The 14,505-nt window shown below is 65.9% G+C and carries 18 protein-coding genes and 1 tRNA gene; 12 read left to right on the top strand and 7 right to left on the bottom strand.

Translation table 11 applies throughout. From position 1 onward, the window contains the following. Positions 1-67: 67 nt before the first annotated feature. Positions 68-1,375, bottom strand: coding sequence for a hypothetical protein (locus ACFX43_RS06950; RefSeq protein ID WP_378818676.1), 1,308 nt, complete (start codon positions 1,373-1,375; stop codon positions 68-70). 472 nt (positions 1,376-1,847) lie between these two features. On the opposite strand from ACFX43_RS06950, the gene ACFX43_RS06955 reads away from it, so the two are divergent. Then, positions 1,848-2,519: a heme oxygenase (biliverdin-producing) gene (locus ACFX43_RS06955; RefSeq protein ID WP_378818678.1), complete on the top strand. Its 672-nt coding sequence runs from the start codon at positions 1,848-1,850 to the stop codon at positions 2,517-2,519. A 16-nt stretch (positions 2,520-2,535) separates the two neighbouring features. Beyond that, complete coding sequence (locus tag ACFX43_RS06960) at positions 2,536-3,099, top strand: TetR/AcrR family transcriptional regulator (protein WP_378818681.1); 564 nt, start codon at positions 2,536-2,538, stop codon at positions 3,097-3,099. Positions 3,100-3,573: 474 nt separating this feature from the next. On the opposite strand, the gene ACFX43_RS06965 is transcribed toward ACFX43_RS06960, so the two are convergent. Continuing rightward, positions 3,574-3,978 (bottom strand): winged helix-turn-helix transcriptional regulator, encoded by a 405-nt coding sequence (locus ACFX43_RS06965; RefSeq protein ID WP_378818721.1) that lies wholly within the window; start codon positions 3,976-3,978, stop codon positions 3,574-3,576. A 68-nt stretch (positions 3,979-4,046) separates the two neighbouring features. Between ACFX43_RS06965 and ACFX43_RS06970 the strand changes: the two genes are divergently transcribed. Both ACFX43_RS06970 and ACFX43_RS06975 read left to right on the top strand, forming a co-directional pair. Continuing rightward, positions 4,047-4,439: a nuclear transport factor 2 family protein gene (locus tag ACFX43_RS06970; RefSeq protein WP_378818684.1), complete on the top strand. Its 393-nt coding sequence runs from the start codon at positions 4,047-4,049 to the stop codon at positions 4,437-4,439. Positions 4,440-4,524: 85 nt separating this feature from the next. Continuing rightward, complete coding sequence (locus ACFX43_RS06975; protein WP_378818687.1) at positions 4,525-4,698, top strand: hypothetical protein; 174 nt, start codon at positions 4,525-4,527, stop codon at positions 4,696-4,698. Between the two features lie 318 nt (positions 4,699-5,016). On the opposite strand, the gene ACFX43_RS06980 is transcribed toward ACFX43_RS06975, so the two are convergent. Beyond that, the gene (locus ACFX43_RS06980) at positions 5,017-5,691 is read right to left on the bottom strand and encodes a hypothetical protein (protein WP_378818690.1); all 675 of its coding nucleotides are present in this window, start codon (positions 5,689-5,691) and stop codon (positions 5,017-5,019) included. Between the two features lie 82 nt (positions 5,692-5,773). Here ACFX43_RS06980 and ACFX43_RS06985 point away from each other — a divergent pair, with 82 nt between their 5' ends. The 4 genes from ACFX43_RS06985 (at position 5,774) to ACFX43_RS07000 (ending at position 8,425) form a co-directional block, all read left to right on the top strand. Then, positions 5,774-6,415, top strand: coding sequence for a hypothetical protein (locus ACFX43_RS06985; RefSeq protein WP_378818692.1), 642 nt, complete (start codon positions 5,774-5,776; stop codon positions 6,413-6,415). A gap of 57 nt (positions 6,416-6,472) precedes the next feature. Then, positions 6,473-6,934: a tyrosine-type recombinase/integrase gene (locus ACFX43_RS06990; protein WP_378818724.1), complete on the top strand. Its 462-nt coding sequence runs from the start codon at positions 6,473-6,475 to the stop codon at positions 6,932-6,934. 266 nt (positions 6,935-7,200) lie between these two features. Then, positions 7,201-7,797 (top strand): hypothetical protein, encoded by a 597-nt coding sequence (locus ACFX43_RS06995; protein ID WP_378818695.1) that lies wholly within the window; start codon positions 7,201-7,203, stop codon positions 7,795-7,797. A gap of 85 nt (positions 7,798-7,882) precedes the next feature. After that, positions 7,883-8,425, top strand: a complete 543-nt coding sequence (locus tag ACFX43_RS07000; RefSeq protein ID WP_378818698.1) for a hypothetical protein — start codon at positions 7,883-7,885, stop codon at positions 8,423-8,425. Between the two features lie 415 nt (positions 8,426-8,840). Here ACFX43_RS07000 and ACFX43_RS07005 read toward each other — a convergent pair. The 4 genes from ACFX43_RS07005 to ACFX43_RS07020 form a co-directional block, all read right to left on the bottom strand. Next, positions 8,841-8,913 (bottom strand) — tRNA-Lys (locus ACFX43_RS07005). A 98-nt stretch (positions 8,914-9,011) separates the two neighbouring features. After that, on the bottom strand, positions 9,012-10,589 hold the full coding sequence (locus ACFX43_RS07010) for a phytoene desaturase family protein (RefSeq protein ID WP_378818701.1): 1,578 nt from the start codon (positions 10,587-10,589) through the stop codon (positions 9,012-9,014). Positions 10,590-10,599: 10 nt separating this feature from the next. Then, on the bottom strand, positions 10,600-11,022 hold the full coding sequence (locus tag ACFX43_RS07015; RefSeq protein ID WP_378818704.1) for a hypothetical protein: 423 nt from the start codon (positions 11,020-11,022) through the stop codon (positions 10,600-10,602). After that, positions 11,019-11,483 carry a MarR family winged helix-turn-helix transcriptional regulator gene (locus ACFX43_RS07020; RefSeq protein ID WP_378818707.1) on the bottom strand — a complete coding sequence of 155 codons (465 nt, stop codon included), beginning with the start codon at positions 11,481-11,483 and terminating at the stop codon, positions 11,019-11,021. Before ACFX43_RS07020 ends, ACFX43_RS07015 begins: the two co-directional genes overlap by 4 nt. Before the next feature lie 77 nt (positions 11,484-11,560). Between ACFX43_RS07020 and ACFX43_RS07025 the strand changes: the two genes are divergently transcribed. The 4 genes from ACFX43_RS07025 to ACFX43_RS07040 form a co-directional block, all read left to right on the top strand. Next, positions 11,561-11,941: an MmcQ/YjbR family DNA-binding protein gene (locus tag ACFX43_RS07025; RefSeq protein WP_378818710.1), complete on the top strand. Its 381-nt coding sequence runs from the start codon at positions 11,561-11,563 to the stop codon at positions 11,939-11,941. 9 nt (positions 11,942-11,950) lie between these two features. After that, complete coding sequence (locus ACFX43_RS07030; RefSeq protein WP_378818712.1) at positions 11,951-12,217, top strand: transcriptional regulator; 267 nt, start codon at positions 11,951-11,953, stop codon at positions 12,215-12,217. 129 nt (positions 12,218-12,346) lie between these two features. Further along, entirely contained in the window at positions 12,347-12,931 is a 585-nt protein-coding gene (locus ACFX43_RS07035) for a hypothetical protein (RefSeq protein WP_378818715.1), read from the top strand. Positions 12,932-13,064: 133 nt separating this feature from the next. Beyond that, positions 13,065-14,505 (top strand): BTAD domain-containing putative transcriptional regulator (locus ACFX43_RS07040; RefSeq protein WP_378818718.1); only part of this gene is annotated, 1,441 nt, incomplete at its 3' end.

Consider the following 14,505-nt stretch of genomic DNA (forward strand, 5'->3'; position numbering starts at 1 on the left):
CCTTTTCCCCGGGACGCGGGTGTCGCAGGTTCTACAACGGTCCTACAGGGGAGTCCTGATCAGCGGATCAGGCGTGCGACCGGCGCAGCAGGAACCACCGGGTGGCGGCAGCAGCGGCGACGAGCAGCACGAGCGCACCGGCGGCGAACCCGCCCTTGGCGGCCGGGGACGAGAGCAGGTTGAGCTCGGCGTTGGCCGGGGCGTTGTCGGGCTTCACCTGGACGCTCGTGTCCGGGTCGGACTTGTCGCCGGAGACGACGACGTCGACGTTCTTCTTGTCACCGCTGGCCGCAGCCTTCTCCTCGGAGGAGGTGAGGCCGTTGGTGCCGCAGGTGCTGGTGCCGATGGCGACCTTGGCGGCGGTCGGGGCGCCGACCTTCTTCACGGCGTCGAGGACGTTGATGTCCAGGGCGGACACCTCGAGCGACTTCGCGGTCTTGTCCTGCTTGTTCAAGGTGAGCTTGACCAGGTCGGTCTCGAGGCCCTTGAGCAGCACGGCGAGCTGCTCCTTGATGTGCTCGATCAGGTCGATGCGGATCGAGACGTCCAGGACGCCCGGCGCGATCTTGCTCTTCAGGCCCGACTGGAGCAGCGTGTCGACGCGGCCGAGGACGGCGTCGGTCACCGGAGAGAGGTCGGGAACGACCGTCGTGTTCTTCTTCGGGTTCGCCGGCAGGTCGGCGACCTTGATGTCGCCCTTGCCGGGGACATTGACGGTGACGGCGGCGTTCTTGAGCTGGGTCTTGCCCTTGAACTTGGTGCCCTGCGCCATGCAGGTGCTCTCCGCGGCGTCGAGGTCGACACCGACCGAGAGCCCGCCGACCTTGGTGAGCACGCCGGAGACGACGGTCTGGACCAGGTCGTTGACCGGGCCGAGCTTCACGTGGACGGACTTGCTCTCGTCGTTGAGCAGGTAGTCGGTGGTGGCGCCGAGCTTCTGGAGGTCGAGCTCGGCGAGGTTCACCGTGACGGCCTCGCCCGGCTTGACGCAGCTGGAGCCGTCGCCGATGGCGACCAGGGTCGCGCCCTTGCCGGCCAGGGCCGAGCAGGCGCCGGAGTAGACGGTGCCGTTCTGGAGGGCGGCGGCCGCGTCCTGGGCGAAGACGCCGACCGAGAGCAGCTGCTGGTCGCTCGCGAGGAGCGGAAGAGCGGGCTTGTTGGTGCCCGAGTTGACGGTCTTCTTGCCGTTGTAGGTGGCGGTGTAGCGACCGGTGTCGACCTTGACCTTGTCAGACACGTTGACGGTCAGAGCGACCGACGAGGCCTTGGCCTGGGGCTTCTCCGCCGCAGTCGCCGGGGCCGCGGTCACGGAAAGACCGATCATCGCGGTCGCCGCAACAAGGGCGGCTCCGCGGACCGAGAGTGGGGAGCGCAAGTGACTTCTCCAATGGTGTTGATAACTGTCGATGACAGGGCACGACGAGTAGAAGTCAGCCTCTGCAGCCCCCCGGTTGCTGTGACTCGCCGTGACGAAGCGGGGAGTCTAGCCACGTCAGATCGCGGGTGCATAGGCGTACGCAGGGCCCGGATGACCCGCGAAATCAGCCGTAACTTTCGCGGCAACACCTCGTCCTCGAGCACCCGGTCGGACCCCTTGTGGATCTACGTCGTGATCGAAACTTGAACGTCTGAGATGCCTGGGCAAGTTGTGGTCATCACGTTGTGCTCCCGCATTCGTGAACAATGTTCTGTAGGCATCTCCACAAGTCGATCCGTAGCGCGATTGCTCACCGCTTTTGCGCGGTCTTGTTAGGGTGACCTAACTAGAACCTTGCCGACTTTCTGACAGTGTGTCAGTATCTTTGCCGGACCGCCGATCGCTGCCGCCCGACCTGACTGGAGCACACATGTCCGCCCTCCTCGCCGACGAGATGCCCGACGCTCCACTCTCCGCGCTGATGCGCGAGGGCTCCCGGATCCAGCACACCGCAGCCGAGAGCTCCTCCTTCATGGAGGAGCTGCTGGCCGGCCGGGTCAACGAGCAGGGGTACGCCGACTACCTGCTGCGCCTGCGCAAGGTCTACGTCGCGCTCGAGACGGTCGGCCGCGACCTGGCCGCCACGGATGCCGTCGCCGAAGCCGTCCATGACGTCGCCCTGGAGCGCCTGGCCGCGATCGATGCCGACCTGGCCGTGTGGGCGCCAGGTGTCGACGGCGCCACCGTGGAGTCGGATGCCGCCGATGCGTACGTCGCTCGGATCGAGGCCACCCGCGCCTGGGGCGGTCTCTACGCCGCCCACCACTACACCCGCTACCTCGGCGACCTCTCCGGTGGCCAGGCGATCGGCCGGCTGCTCGACCGGTTCTTCGAGCTCGACGGCGAGGGAGTGGCGTTCTACGAGTTCGCGGAGATCCCCAAGCCGAAGCCCTACAAGGACGGCTACCGCGCCCGCCTCGACGCGCTGCCCCTCGACCCCGCGGAGAAGATCCGCATCGTCGAGGAGGTCCAGGTCGCCTTCGGCCTCAACCAGGCCGTCTTCGAGGAGCTCGGCGCTCGCCTCGACACCTATCGCAGGTGAACTAGGGTTCGTCCTCGTGCCCCGTATCGCCGCCGAGAACGTCCTCGAGCACCGCAGGCTGGTGCGCGAACGGATCTTCGCGGCGTTCGCGGAGCTGATGGCCGAGGGCAGCTACGACGCCATCAGCATGTCGAAGCTGGCCCAGCGCGCTGAGATCGGGCGCACCGCGATCTACCACCACTTCAAGGACCGCGACGCGGTGATGGTCGCGTTCGCGACCCACGAGACCTCGGAGTACGTCGCGTCCCTCCAGGCCCAGCTCGCCGCGAGCGAGCGGCCGGCCGAGCGGCTGCGGATCTACGTACGCAACCACCTCACCCTCGGCGAGAAGTTCCACATGGGCTTCGGCCCCCAGGTCTACGGCGGGCTGCCCGAGGAGGCTCGCCAGGAGATCCGCGAGCACGTCGTCGCCGTCGAGCAGGTCCTCGCCGAGATCCTCGAGCAGGGCGCCGAGCAAGGCGTCTTCGCCGTCACCGACGTCGACGCCACCCTCGCCTTGGTCCATGCGGTCCTCGGCACCCGCAACCTCCCCGCAGACCGGATCGAGGAGTTCGTCCTCCGCGCCGTCGGTGCGCTGTGAGGATTCGGCTGCGGGGCTGGGGCGGGCAGATTCCCGCCATGGTGGGGAAATGTGGTCATACCTGACCCCGGACCCCTGCAGATTCCCGCCATGGCGGGAATCTGCACGCCGCCGTCGACGGATTCTCGCGTCGTCAGCTTGTGTGCCTCATTGCGTGCCCGGGTAGCAGCAAAGAACCGACCCTCACCTGAAAGTCCAGGTGAGGGCCGGTTTCGATGTACGCCGTGTAGGACTTGAACCTACAACCCGCTGAGAGCAAACCGCCCCGCGGCTGGCGTCCGGACCCCTGTCTGTGTCGCCGCGGTCGTTGGGTGGCGCCTGTCGGTACTTGTGGTTGTTTGTGTGCCCGCTTGTGTTCCCGGCACACGGGTACAGACGTTGGGTCGGGCGGTCGGGGAACGTTGGGCCTACTCGTCGTCATCCCCAAGTCGAGCCGACGCGGCACCTTGCCGGCGGCCTCTGGAGGGAAAGATGTCAGCGATGCGGTTCGGCTTGGGCAAGGATCTGCTCGTCAAGGGCGTCGTCATACCGTTCCCGAGCCTCTTGCACCAGCTTGACGTGAGCCTCGGCCCACGTCTGCAACGCCAATAGCGGTTCGTGCAGGGTGCGGCCCAGCGGGGTGAGCCGATAGCGCCAATGTGCGTCCGGCTCACGGACGCGCTCGACCATGCCATCGCGCTCCAGCGCGCGCAAGGTGTCGACCAAGACCTTCTTGGTGATCCCGCCGACCTCGTCATGCAACTCCGAGAATCGCAGCGGAGCGTCGTGCAACAAGATCACAATCATCGCTGTCCACTTGTTCGCAATACGGGCCAGCGATTCCCGCGACGGGCAGCTCGGCGAGAAGACAGTCCACTCACGTGCTGCCGGCTCCTTCATGGTCACGTTGAAGTAACCGCCCTTCCGCTTGGATCCTGAAGTTCCAGAATTCAACGATTGGATCAATGATGTCCGCAAGTGATGTGATCGCACGATACGGCGCAGCCATGGCAGCAGGCGACATGGACGCGCTGAGGTCGACCCTGAGCAACCATGCAGTCTGGCACCAGCCTGGTGAGAACCAGCTCTCCGGAGACCATGCGGGGCCGGACGCAATCCTCGCCCACCTGGGGCGGTTCATGGAGCTCAGCGGAGGAACCTTCGCCCTGAGCATCGAGTCCGTGGCCGAGGCCGGCGCACTTGTGGCCACCACAGTGCACTTCACCGCCAGCCGACCCGACCACGCCGACCTGGACCAGCACGGCGTCGACGTGTTCAGGGTCGACGGCGACCAGATCGCCGAGGTCTGGCTAATCAGCGAGGACCAGGCGGCCGAGGACCGGTTCTGGGGCACGGCGTAGCGGCCACCGCGCACCGGCGGCCCCCACGAGAATTCGGGCGAGGGCGGCCCGGAGGTCGGTGGCGACCGTGCTTGACGAGCGCGGCATGACCGCACGGCAGCCCGCTGACCAGCTCGGCCACGCGCGGCCCTCGATGACCCAGGACGCCTACATGGGTTGCAAGGTCACGAACGCCGCCGTCGACCACCTCGACAGGCTGATTCCGAAGACACGGGCAAACTCGGAGGAGGACGACGATCCTGGCCAGAAAGCGAGCTAATCGGGGTTTTGTGTGCCCGGGTTAGAAAGCAAAGAACCGGCCCTCACCTGAAAGTCCAGGTGAGGGCCGGTTTCGATGTACGCCATGTAGGACTTGAACCTACAACCCGCTGATAGATCAGGGCCACACGGTTGTCATTCGGCTGTGCGCTCAACGGCCCGTCTTGAGGGTCTGGTTGTTCATGGTTGTTCGTAGGGGATCGTGGCGCATTCATCCCCGCATTCGTCCTCACCCCGACTGGTTGAGCGGGGGCAACGCTGCACGATCCCGCGCCGCCTCAGATCGGCTTGACCAGATGTGTGCTCGGTGAATTGGGTCTCAATCGTCTCCGGACAGCTGTGTATCTGCTGTTGTGGATGGACGACGGGTGGGAAGGTCGATCCCCAACTCGGCGCGAATCAAGGAAAAAGTCTTGGTGATTGGGTCCTCAACCGCTTCTAGGAGCGCATCGATTTGCCCGACGTCGGGAGCGGGCTCTCGCAACTTGAACCTCACCTCCCCGTGGATGGCCCAGACCTTGTGGGATGACTCCAAGAGATCCGGTGTCGCCAGCAACGTCATCTCAGAGTGGCAGCGGTTGAGTGTTATCCAGGACTCTTCAGCGTCTGCCATGCGCCTGCGAGCGACTCCCTGGAAGGCTTCGGCTGCCTTTGATGGGGGCTGCTGGTCCGCCTCAAGGTCAAACTGAGCACCCAGCACCGCAGACGTCGCTGCGAACTTCTCCATACAGGTGAGCGCGCTTTGCGCAAACTCCAGATAGACCTGCCTACGTTTCTCATGCCAGGCAACTCTCGACGCGTCCTGGCGTTCATTGTGGCGATCGCGTTCCCATCGCAGATCCTCGAGCCGCCGCTCCTCCCGCCAGCGCTTCTCTTCGGCTAGCCGATCAGCAGTCCGCAGGCGTTCCGCACGCCACTGGGTGTACGCCGTTCCGGCAAACGTCGCGGCCGCACCGACGCCCCCGCCGATGACGCCGATCCACGCGTTGTCCACGAGGAGAGATTATCCAGACGAGGGCCGCGCTCCACGCATCGTTTCCGCCGAAACTGTCGGTGGGGTCGGGCACACTGCCCTCGTGATCGAGGTAGGAGATCTGGCGACCTGGTTTCAAGGCATCACGTCAGCTGGAGCACTGATCGCGGCCGGACTTGCCGCGAAAGCGTCATTCGGCGTTCTGCAGATCGAGAACGAGCGCGACAGGGAGCGGTTCCGTCGTGAGGACCAAGCGCAGGCTGACCATGTTGCTGCATGGCTTACTTACAAGATTGACAACCCAATGGTGGTGGGTCCCGGGTTCAAACCCCCGGGTACTTGGAAGGTGCTTGTCGCGAACCGGAGCAACCTTCCTGTCTACGACGTCTGGGTGACGATCTGCGATGAGGGTGGAAATCTCCTAGGGACCTCTGGGTATCTCCCCGTCGCCGGTCCGGGTGAGACGGTGCTGCCGATGCCGCCATACAACGGCGATGGCAGCGAGACCACGGACAGTGACGGGAACCCGATCCCACGCGTGGACGCTTCGGAGGTTCGCGTCGAGCTCCACTTCAGTGACACGGGCGGACGCAACTGGACTCGTAGTCGTAGTGGTTACCTAAGGGGTGGTTGGGATATGGACTTGATGCCACCGCAACCCGTTTTCGACGACTGGGGAAACCGGCTAGACGACGACCCAGAGGAGGGGCCACCGCCAGCGCCGTGGACTCCCGGGCCTCGCTAGTCCTGGTTCCTAGACAGCTCCACTCCGGTCAAGGGCCTGGTCCGAGTCGAGCGGACGATCATTCGTGTCAAAGGGAAAGGGCTGGTTGCCAAGAAGGTGAAGTCGGAGACGTCGGAGCGACCGTTGTTCCTGCCGAAGTGGTGCATCGCGATGCTCAAGGAGCGCCGCGAGCGCCGCCGCGCCGACGACAGTCCGGTTTTCCCGAGTGGCGTGGGCACCTGGCGCGACCGGAACGCCGTGCAGCGCTCCATTCGGCAGGTGCGGGAGGGCACCGACTTCGAGTGGCTGACGACGCACACTTACCGGAAGACGGTGGCGACGATGCTTGACGAAGGCGGCCGGAGTGCCCGCGCGATCGCTGACCAGTTGGGGCACTCGCGGGTGTCGATGACGCAGGACGTCTACCTCGGCCGTAAGGCCAAGAACGCCGGGAATCTCGACGCGCTCGAAGCGCTCAACCCGGATGCGCCGAACGATCCGAAGGTGGCTGAGGAAGGTGAGGATGAGGGGGCAGCGTGACTGAGCGTCCAGGCCATGGTCCGGGCCGCTGCGGTTGTTGTCGCCGCCATCACCGGAAGCCACTTCGGTCGGGCGCAGTGGACCTACCGGGTGCGGCTCGTCGGATAACGTTCAACATCCCGTTACCGATTGGCCTGATTTAACCATGTCGAACGAGCAATCATTCCTCATAGAGTGTGATCTCGCGTAACCAAGGGATGGATCCGCCTAGGAATTTCGGGGATCAGCCTGGTTCGTCCCCATGAAATCGACACATGAGGTGACGTATGCGACGCATCAAGAAAATCGCCACCATCTTCGTGGGATTAACGGTATTCGCCACGGTGGGCATTGCGCCCGCCTATGCGAACTTCGTCACCCATGTAAGCACATACTGCGATTACGAGCGCGTCTGCTTAGCAGACTCCGCAGCGCATGATTGGGGCGCGGCAACGGGCCCGCGCATGACGTCGGCCATCGAGTGGACTCTAGACGGGAGCTACGACACCACCGCGTTGTCCATATCGGGTCCAAAAAGTCATTCGACCACAGTTGACGTCTGGTACAAGTTTGATACGGACACCGCGCTCCCGGCAAATGTATACGGTCGATACACTTGCCAGGCATGGCAGGGACTAGTGTGCGATCACTCGCATATCCTTCTCAATTCCGACGAGATTGCCTCCTGGTCCGATGATTGGCTTCAGCGGCTCGCTTGCCACGAGACGGGGCATTCGGTGGGCCTGACCCACCCAAACGTTGATCCTGACGGCGACCCGAACCTGTCGATCTCGGAAAACTATCGCTGCATGTCCTTGGGATTCCCGGGGCCGAACCTCTTAGGACCACACAATGTCTCACACATCAACGCGTACTACGGTTGAGCGAATCGCGGCGACACTCCTGGTGCTCATGTTCGCGCTGGCCCAGGGATGCTCATCCGACTCCAGAGCGAGAGATGACTCGCAGGTGGAGACCGACGGCACCGACGATCATTGCGATCAAGACCTGAACCTCGATACAGCGACATACGAAGCGAGCGACCTTAACGAGGCGGTCAGCCTTGCCGATGTGATCCTCGAAGCGAAGGTGCTCGATGTCACGACCGCCGAGCAGGAGCCAGTCGACGACGACGAACTCTCATCAGTGTCCTACACCGCCACCATCAAAGCGACCAACATCCTCAAGGGCACCCCTCCGAGCGATCCATGGAGTAGCCACTTCTCAAGTGATTTCATCGAACGCTCCAGTGGCGAGGTGGTTGAGCGCATCGGTGACCACGATCGCACGGCCCTCACCGCCGGCAATCATGTGCTTCTCTTCGTGACAATCACTGGATCGGACAGCTTCGCCATTCAGCCGCCCGGGCCACTTGTGGTCACCGATGACGTCGCGCACATGACGCCATGCGGTGTCCAATCTGCTGATCGGGTCGCAGCATCATCCCTCAGCGACCTCGACGGGACGCAGATCACCGAGGTTCGATCCAGAATCAAGGCAGAACTTCCCTAGCGCCCTCGGCAGCGCAACAGAGCCCGGCCTCAGAAGGATGCTGAGGCCGGGCTCTCTCACGCTGCCGGTGTCCCATGACGCTGCCTGGCGATCCGGGGCGTTCCTCTGGGAGGTTTTGGACGACGATGCCGCTAACGCGCATCTGGATCGGAGATGTTCTGAACTTGCTCGCGCGGCGGACCGGTGCGCTCTCGACCTCCGGAAGACATACCGGCTGCCCAAGAGAGACGTCAGTGATGGGATCCGATGTCGCGACTGGGATCCGACCGAGCCGCGTCGCGTCCGTGGCAACGGCGTCGTGAAGGCCGTCGCCGAGCCGCATTCGTCCTCGGATTCCTCCTAAACGGCTACTTTGAGTCGCAAAACGACGTTCGGTCCCCGACCTGTTTCCGCAGGTCAGGGACCGAACTCGATGTACGCCATGTAGGACTTGAACCTACAACCCGCTGATTAAGAGTCAGCTGCTCTACCAATTGAGCTAATGGCGCATGTCCTTCGAGCTGCTTGCGCGCTCGGCGACGAGAAGAACAGTAGCAGCGGGCTCGGATGCGTCCCAAATCGAGGCTGCGCCGAATCAACGACGAGGTCAGCGGAGCTCCAGGACGGCCTGGGCGGCGTTGTGGCCGCCGAGGCCGGAGACGGCGCCGCCGCGCTGCGCGCCCGAGCCGCACATGAGCACAGTGCCGATGTCGGTGGCGACGCCCCAGCGGGCGGCGGGTGTGGTCAGGTCGGCGTCGTCGGGGGCCCAGGGCCAGGCGAGGTCGCCGTGGAAGATGTGGCCGCCGGGCATGGCCAGGTCGGCCTCGATCTCCTGAGGAATCTTGGCCTCGATGCACGGCTCGCCATCCACGATCCGCGCGACGACGGAGGAGATCGGGTCGAGCAGGTGGCGGTCGAGGGAGGCGATGGCGCGCTCGACCGCCTGGGCCTTGCGCTCCTCACGCGTGGCCGGGTCCTCGAAGAGGGTCGCGGGAGCGTGCAGGCCGAAGTAGGTGAGGGTCTGGGTGCCGGGCGGGACGTCGCCGAGGATGGAGGGGTCGGTGAGCGAGTGGCAGTAGACCTCGCCCGGCATCTCGGTCGGCACCGAGCCGGCGGCGGCCTCGGCGTACGCCTTCTCGAGCTCGGAGTAGGACTCGCCGAGGTGGAGGGTGCCGGCGAAGGCGACCTCCGGGTCCTCGCCGGAGCGCAGCCGGGGGAGGCGCTCGAGGAGTATGTTGATCTTGAGCTGGGCACCCACCGGCTTGTCCGCGGCGGAGGGGGTGCGGCCGAGGAGGCCGTCGAGGACGTACGGAGCCAGGCCGGAGAGCACGTAGTCGGCCGCAACCGTGTGGGATCCGGAGGCGTCGGTCCAGGTGATCTCGGCACCCTCGCCGACGGCACCGCCGCGGATCGAGGTGACGGTCGCGCCGGTGAGGACCTGCGCTCCACCGGCGTACGCCGCCTTGGCGATCGCCCCGGTGACCGCGCCCATGCCGCCGATCGGGACCCGCCACTCGCCGGTCCCGTTGCCGATCAGGTGGTAGAGGAAGCAGCGGTTCTGGATCAGGCTCGCCTCGCCCAGGCCGGCGAAGGTGCCGATCAAGGCGTCGGTGGCGACCACGCCGCGGACCAGGTCGTTGGCGAAGCGGCGCTCGATCGCCTCCCCGAGCGGCCGTTCGACGATGTCGCGCCAGATCGGCGCACCCACCTCTGAACGGATCGCGGCGCCCGTGGGAAGCGGGGAGGTGAGGGTGGGTGCGACGACCCGGGCGAGGTCGGAGACCTCGTCGTAGAACGACTGCCACGCGGCGTACTCCTCGTCCGCCCCGGTCACCGCGCGGAAGCTCGCCGCGGTGGCCTCGCCCTCGGGTGTCTCCACGAGGAGGCCGGTGGCCCGCGAGCCGTCGAGGTAGGGGGAGTACGACGCGGTCTGCCGCGACGCGAGCTCGATGTCGAGCCCGAGATCGGTGCGGATCTGCTCGGGGAGCAGCGAGACCAGGTAGGAGTAGCGCGAGAGTCGGGTCGGGAAGCCGTCGAACGCCTGCGCCGAGATCGCCGCACCCCCGACGTGGTCGAGCCGCTCGAGCACCAGGACCGAGAGGCCCGCCCGGCTCAGATAGGCCGCGGCGGTGAGGCCGTTGTGACCGCCGCCGGCTACCACTACGTCGTACTTCTCCTGTGCCATGGCCCCGATCTTAGGAGGCGGCCAGCGCGGCGTTGGCCCGTTCGGTGAGGGTGGCCAGGACCCGCGCGGTCACGGTCAGGTCCTCGGTCGGAATGTCGGAGAAGAACGTCCTGGTCAGCGGCTGGGTGCGCTCGGTGATCTGCTGCTGGAGACGGTCACCCTCCTCGGTCAGGGTGAGGCCGTCGGCGATCAGGCCGCGGGCGATCGCGGCGTCGAGATGTGACTCGACCTCAGCCGTGGAGACCTTGATGTTGTCGGCCGTCGACGCGACCAGATCGGCACGCGCGGCATCGCCCTGGCGCAGGTAGTTGAGCAGCAGCGACTGCTCGAAGGTCAGGTCGTAGTCGTCGAGCACGTTGAGGAGGTTCTTGCGCACGGCGAAGTAGGCGACGCCCAGGTTGGCGCCGGTGAGAGGAGGAGTGGCTACGGTCATGATCGGTCTCCAGGTGTGGGGTCGGTGTCGATGGGGGCGGCGAGCATCGCCTCGAGCGCTGCTTGCGCCTCGGCGGCACGACGGCTGTTGCGACCGCCGAGTGGTGCGGTGAGCTGGTCGAGCAGCCGACCGGTCACCGCGATCGCCTCGCGGGTCACCTCGGTGCCCTCGGGCGTGATGACGAGGCGTACGGCTCGGGTGTCCCTGGTGTCGCGGACGCGCTCGATCCAGCCTCTCGTCTCGAGTTGGCGGGCGAGCTTGGAGACGTACATCGGCTCGAGGCCGGTGAGGTCGGCAAGCTGCTTCTGGGTCGGGGCCTCCGAGGCGCGGAGGCCGTGGAGGGAGGCGATGAGCGAGTACTGCGCGTGGGTGAGCCCCAGGGGCGCGAGCGCTCTGTCCATCGACACCCGCAGACGCATGGCGAGGCGCCACACGACGTATCCGATCGTCTGCTTCTTCATGGGAGAAACCGTACATGTTGATCATAAACATGTATAGCAATTAAGAAATGTCCGTGGTGCCTGGCAGGATCAGAAGCATGGCTGAGCGTCCTGAGGTCCCCGAGGCGATGGTGGCGCGGCTGAGGGAGATCCTCACCGCGTTCCCGAAGTGCCTCGAGGACGACGCCTGGGTGGGGGTTCGCTGGCGGGTCGGCCAGGCGACCGTCGCGCACGTCTTCGGTGGCGAGGACCAGCTCTTCCGGATCGTGTTCCGCGGCGAGCCTGATGAGGTGGTGGCCTTCGAGCACCTCGGCCACCCGTATTTCAAGGCCGGCTGGGGTGGCAACGTGGTCGGGATGATCGTCGACGACGACACGGACTGGGACGAGGTCGCCGAGCTCCTGACCGACTCCTACTGCATCCAGGCGCCGGCCAAGCTGGCCGGTCTCGTCGAGCGTCCGTCGGTGACGACGGAGTAGGGTCCGCTCGTGCATATCGAGCAGGTCAAGAAGTACGTCGCTTCGTCCCTGCTCTGCTCCGTCGTGATGCTGCATTCCCTGGCGATGGCCGCCTTGGGCGCGACCGGCGCCGACAAAGGTGGAGCGCGCGAGGGTCTTTTCGTGATCTCGGTGCTCCTGGGAGCGGGGGCGGTGGCCGGCGTACGCCTGATCAACAAGCTTCCGCTGGTCACGCCCTGGTTTCTTGTGGCGCCCGTGATTCCGGTGCTCGTCTACTACCTCGTGCTGTGGAGATGACTGCGAAGAGTTGCACCCCGGATTGGGACTTTAGACCCTAGGCCGGACGCTTGGACTCCGGCATGTTGCCATGGTAAATCAAGGGGAACAATTTCCTTTCCGGAGCAACAAATTTCATAAGGAGTGCGTGTGCGTCGTGTGGCCATGCTGATCCTCGGGGGAGCCGTCGCGGCGGCCGGGGTTGGCTGCGGTTCGGACAGTTCCATCGACTACGGGTTCTACAGCAACAACCATGGCGAGAACCCCGCGATGGAGAAGAAGGTGATCACCGTCGACAGCACCGAGAGGATCGAGCAGAACCAGCAGCTCGGGTTGACGACTGAGGGAACCATCAAGGGCGAAGCACCCGGAATCCTGTTGAGGGTGATCGTGCAGGACGTCTTCGAGACGTCCTTCACGGACGGCACCGAGACCCCGCCGGGGTCGCGTGTGATGGCCGTCGAGATCCAGGTCGTCAACGCTGGGTCGAGGGTCTTCAACGACACCCCGGCCACCGGCACGACGGTCATCGATGCCTCGGGCAAGAAGTACAAGAGCCTGCCCAGCACGGTGACGGTCGACGGCGGCGAGGTGTTCCCGAACCCGTTCGGTCTGCAGCCGCGTGACCAGCGGACGGCCCTGGTGCCGTTCGTCGTCCCTGTCGGGGTGAACATCAAGCAGGTCGGGTTCCAGATCGACAAGGGCGGCGAGAGCGGCCTGTGGCGGGTTCCGTAAGCCAGAACTCCTAAATCTGGGCTCAGCACCAACCTCCAAGCAACCTTCTGGCGGCATTACGCGTCACCATCTCTGTGGTGATGAGACGATGTGTCTTCTCGGACGTAATGCTGCGTGGTCAACAGGAGGTGTGGTGCGGGTCCGGGTCCTAGGGGCCGTCGAGCTGGTGTGCGACGACGGCACGGTGCAGAAGCTGTCGCGTACGCGGCGGACTCTGCTTGCCCTGCTGGCGGCCGCGCGCGGAGCGCCGGTCTCCTCGGACCTCCTGGTCGACGAGCTGTGGAGAGGTTCACCCCCGGCGACGGGGGTGAACCTGCTTCACCAGCGCGTCCGTGACCTGCGCCGGGCGCTCGGCGAGGATCGCCGCCATCTGCAGAGCCGGGCGAACGGCTACGCGCTGGTCGGTGCGGACGTCGACCAGTCCCGCTTCGAGGACCTGGTCGAGCAGGGCCGTGCCTCGGCCGAGGCCGGAGACCAGGAGCGGGCCAGCATGCTCTTCGACGCTGCCCTGGGGCTGTGGACCGGGGGTGCGTACGGCGCGGTCGGTGAGTCGCCGATGATCGCGACCGAGGCCGCTCGGCTCGAGGAGCTTCGGCTGGTCGCCGTCGAGTCCCGGGCCGCAGCTGACCTGGCGCTCGGCCGGCAGGCCGCGGTCGTGGCCGACCTGGGACCGGTCGTCCGGGCCAACCCGCTCCGGGAGGGCCTGTGGCTGCTGCTGATGACGGCGCTGTGGCATTCCGGCCGCACGGCGGAGGCCCTGGACGCCTACCAGCGTCTCTTCCGTGTCCTCCGCGACGAGCTCGGGGTCGAGCCGTCCAAGGACGTACGCGACCTGCAGCTGCGGATCATCGAGGGAGACGATCCCGAGCCCGCGCCGGCGCGGACGTACGAGGGGATCGTGCCGCGCCAGCTGCCGCCGGTCGTCGCCGCCTTCGCCGGTCGCGAGGACCATCTGACGATGCTCGACGAGCTGGTGGCGACGGGGAGGGTCGACGAGGGTGAACGGGCCGTCGTGATCTCGGCGATCGCGGGCACGGCGGGGATCGGCAAGACGACGCTGGCGCTCTACTGGGCGCACCGGAGCGCTTCCAGCTTCCCGGACGGCCAGGTGTTCGTGAACCTGCGCGGCTTCGACCCGTGCGACGCGCTCGACCCGTTGGACGCGCTCGGGGTGTTGCTCGAGGCGTTCGGGGTTGAGCGATCCCGCCAGCCCCAGGACATCGACGGCCGGGCGGGGCTGCTGCGCAGCAAGCTCGCCGGCAAGCGGGTGCTGCTCGTGCTCGACAACGCCCGCGACAGCGAGCAGGTACGCAGCCTGATCCCCGGCAGCCCGGGGTGTGTGACCCTGGTGACCAGCCGAAACAGGCTCTCCGGCCTGGTCGCGGAGGCCGGTGCGAGGCCGATGGAGCTGGGCCTGCTCAATGACGCCGAGGCCTATGAACTCCTGGCCGGACGGCTGGGTGAGGACCGCCTCCTGGCCGAGCCCGAGGCAGTGGAGCGGATCATCGAGCTGTGCGCCTCGTTGCCGCTGACACTCTCGGTCGTGGCCGCCCGGGCGGCGATCCGGCCGGCCT

Source organism: Nocardioides sp. YIM B13467 (assembly GCF_042788075.1).
In the GTDB taxonomy this organism is placed as follows: Bacteria; Actinomycetota; Actinomycetes; order Propionibacteriales; family Nocardioidaceae; genus Nocardioides.

Excerpts from the sequence above, each read along its gene's own strand:
- ACFX43_RS06995 (WP_378818695.1), top strand. The coding sequence starts at position 7,201 with ATGCGACGCATCAAGAAAATCGCCACCATCTTCGTGGGATTAACGGTA.
- ACFX43_RS06975 (WP_378818687.1), top strand. The coding sequence starts at position 4,525 with ATGACCGCACGGCAGCCCGCTGACCAGCTCGGCCACGCGCGGCCCTCG.
- ACFX43_RS07020 (WP_378818707.1), bottom strand. The coding sequence starts at position 11,483 with ATGAAGAAGCAGACGATCGGATACGTCGTGTGGCGCCTCGCCATGCGT.
- ACFX43_RS06970 (WP_378818684.1), top strand. The coding sequence starts at position 4,047 with ATGTCCGCAAGTGATGTGATCGCACGATACGGCGCAGCCATGGCAGCA.
- ACFX43_RS07025 (WP_378818710.1), top strand. The coding sequence starts at position 11,561 with ATGGCTGAGCGTCCTGAGGTCCCCGAGGCGATGGTGGCGCGGCTGAGG.
- ACFX43_RS06955 (WP_378818678.1), top strand. The coding sequence starts at position 1,848 with ATGTCCGCCCTCCTCGCCGACGAGATGCCCGACGCTCCACTCTCCGCG.
- ACFX43_RS07010 (WP_378818701.1), bottom strand. The coding sequence starts at position 10,589 with ATGGCACAGGAGAAGTACGACGTAGTGGTAGCCGGCGGCGGTCACAAC.
- ACFX43_RS07015 (WP_378818704.1), bottom strand. The coding sequence starts at position 11,022 with ATGACCGTAGCCACTCCTCCTCTCACCGGCGCCAACCTGGGCGTCGCC.
- ACFX43_RS06965 (WP_378818721.1), bottom strand. The coding sequence starts at position 3,978 with ATGAAGGAGCCGGCAGCACGTGAGTGGACTGTCTTCTCGCCGAGCTGC.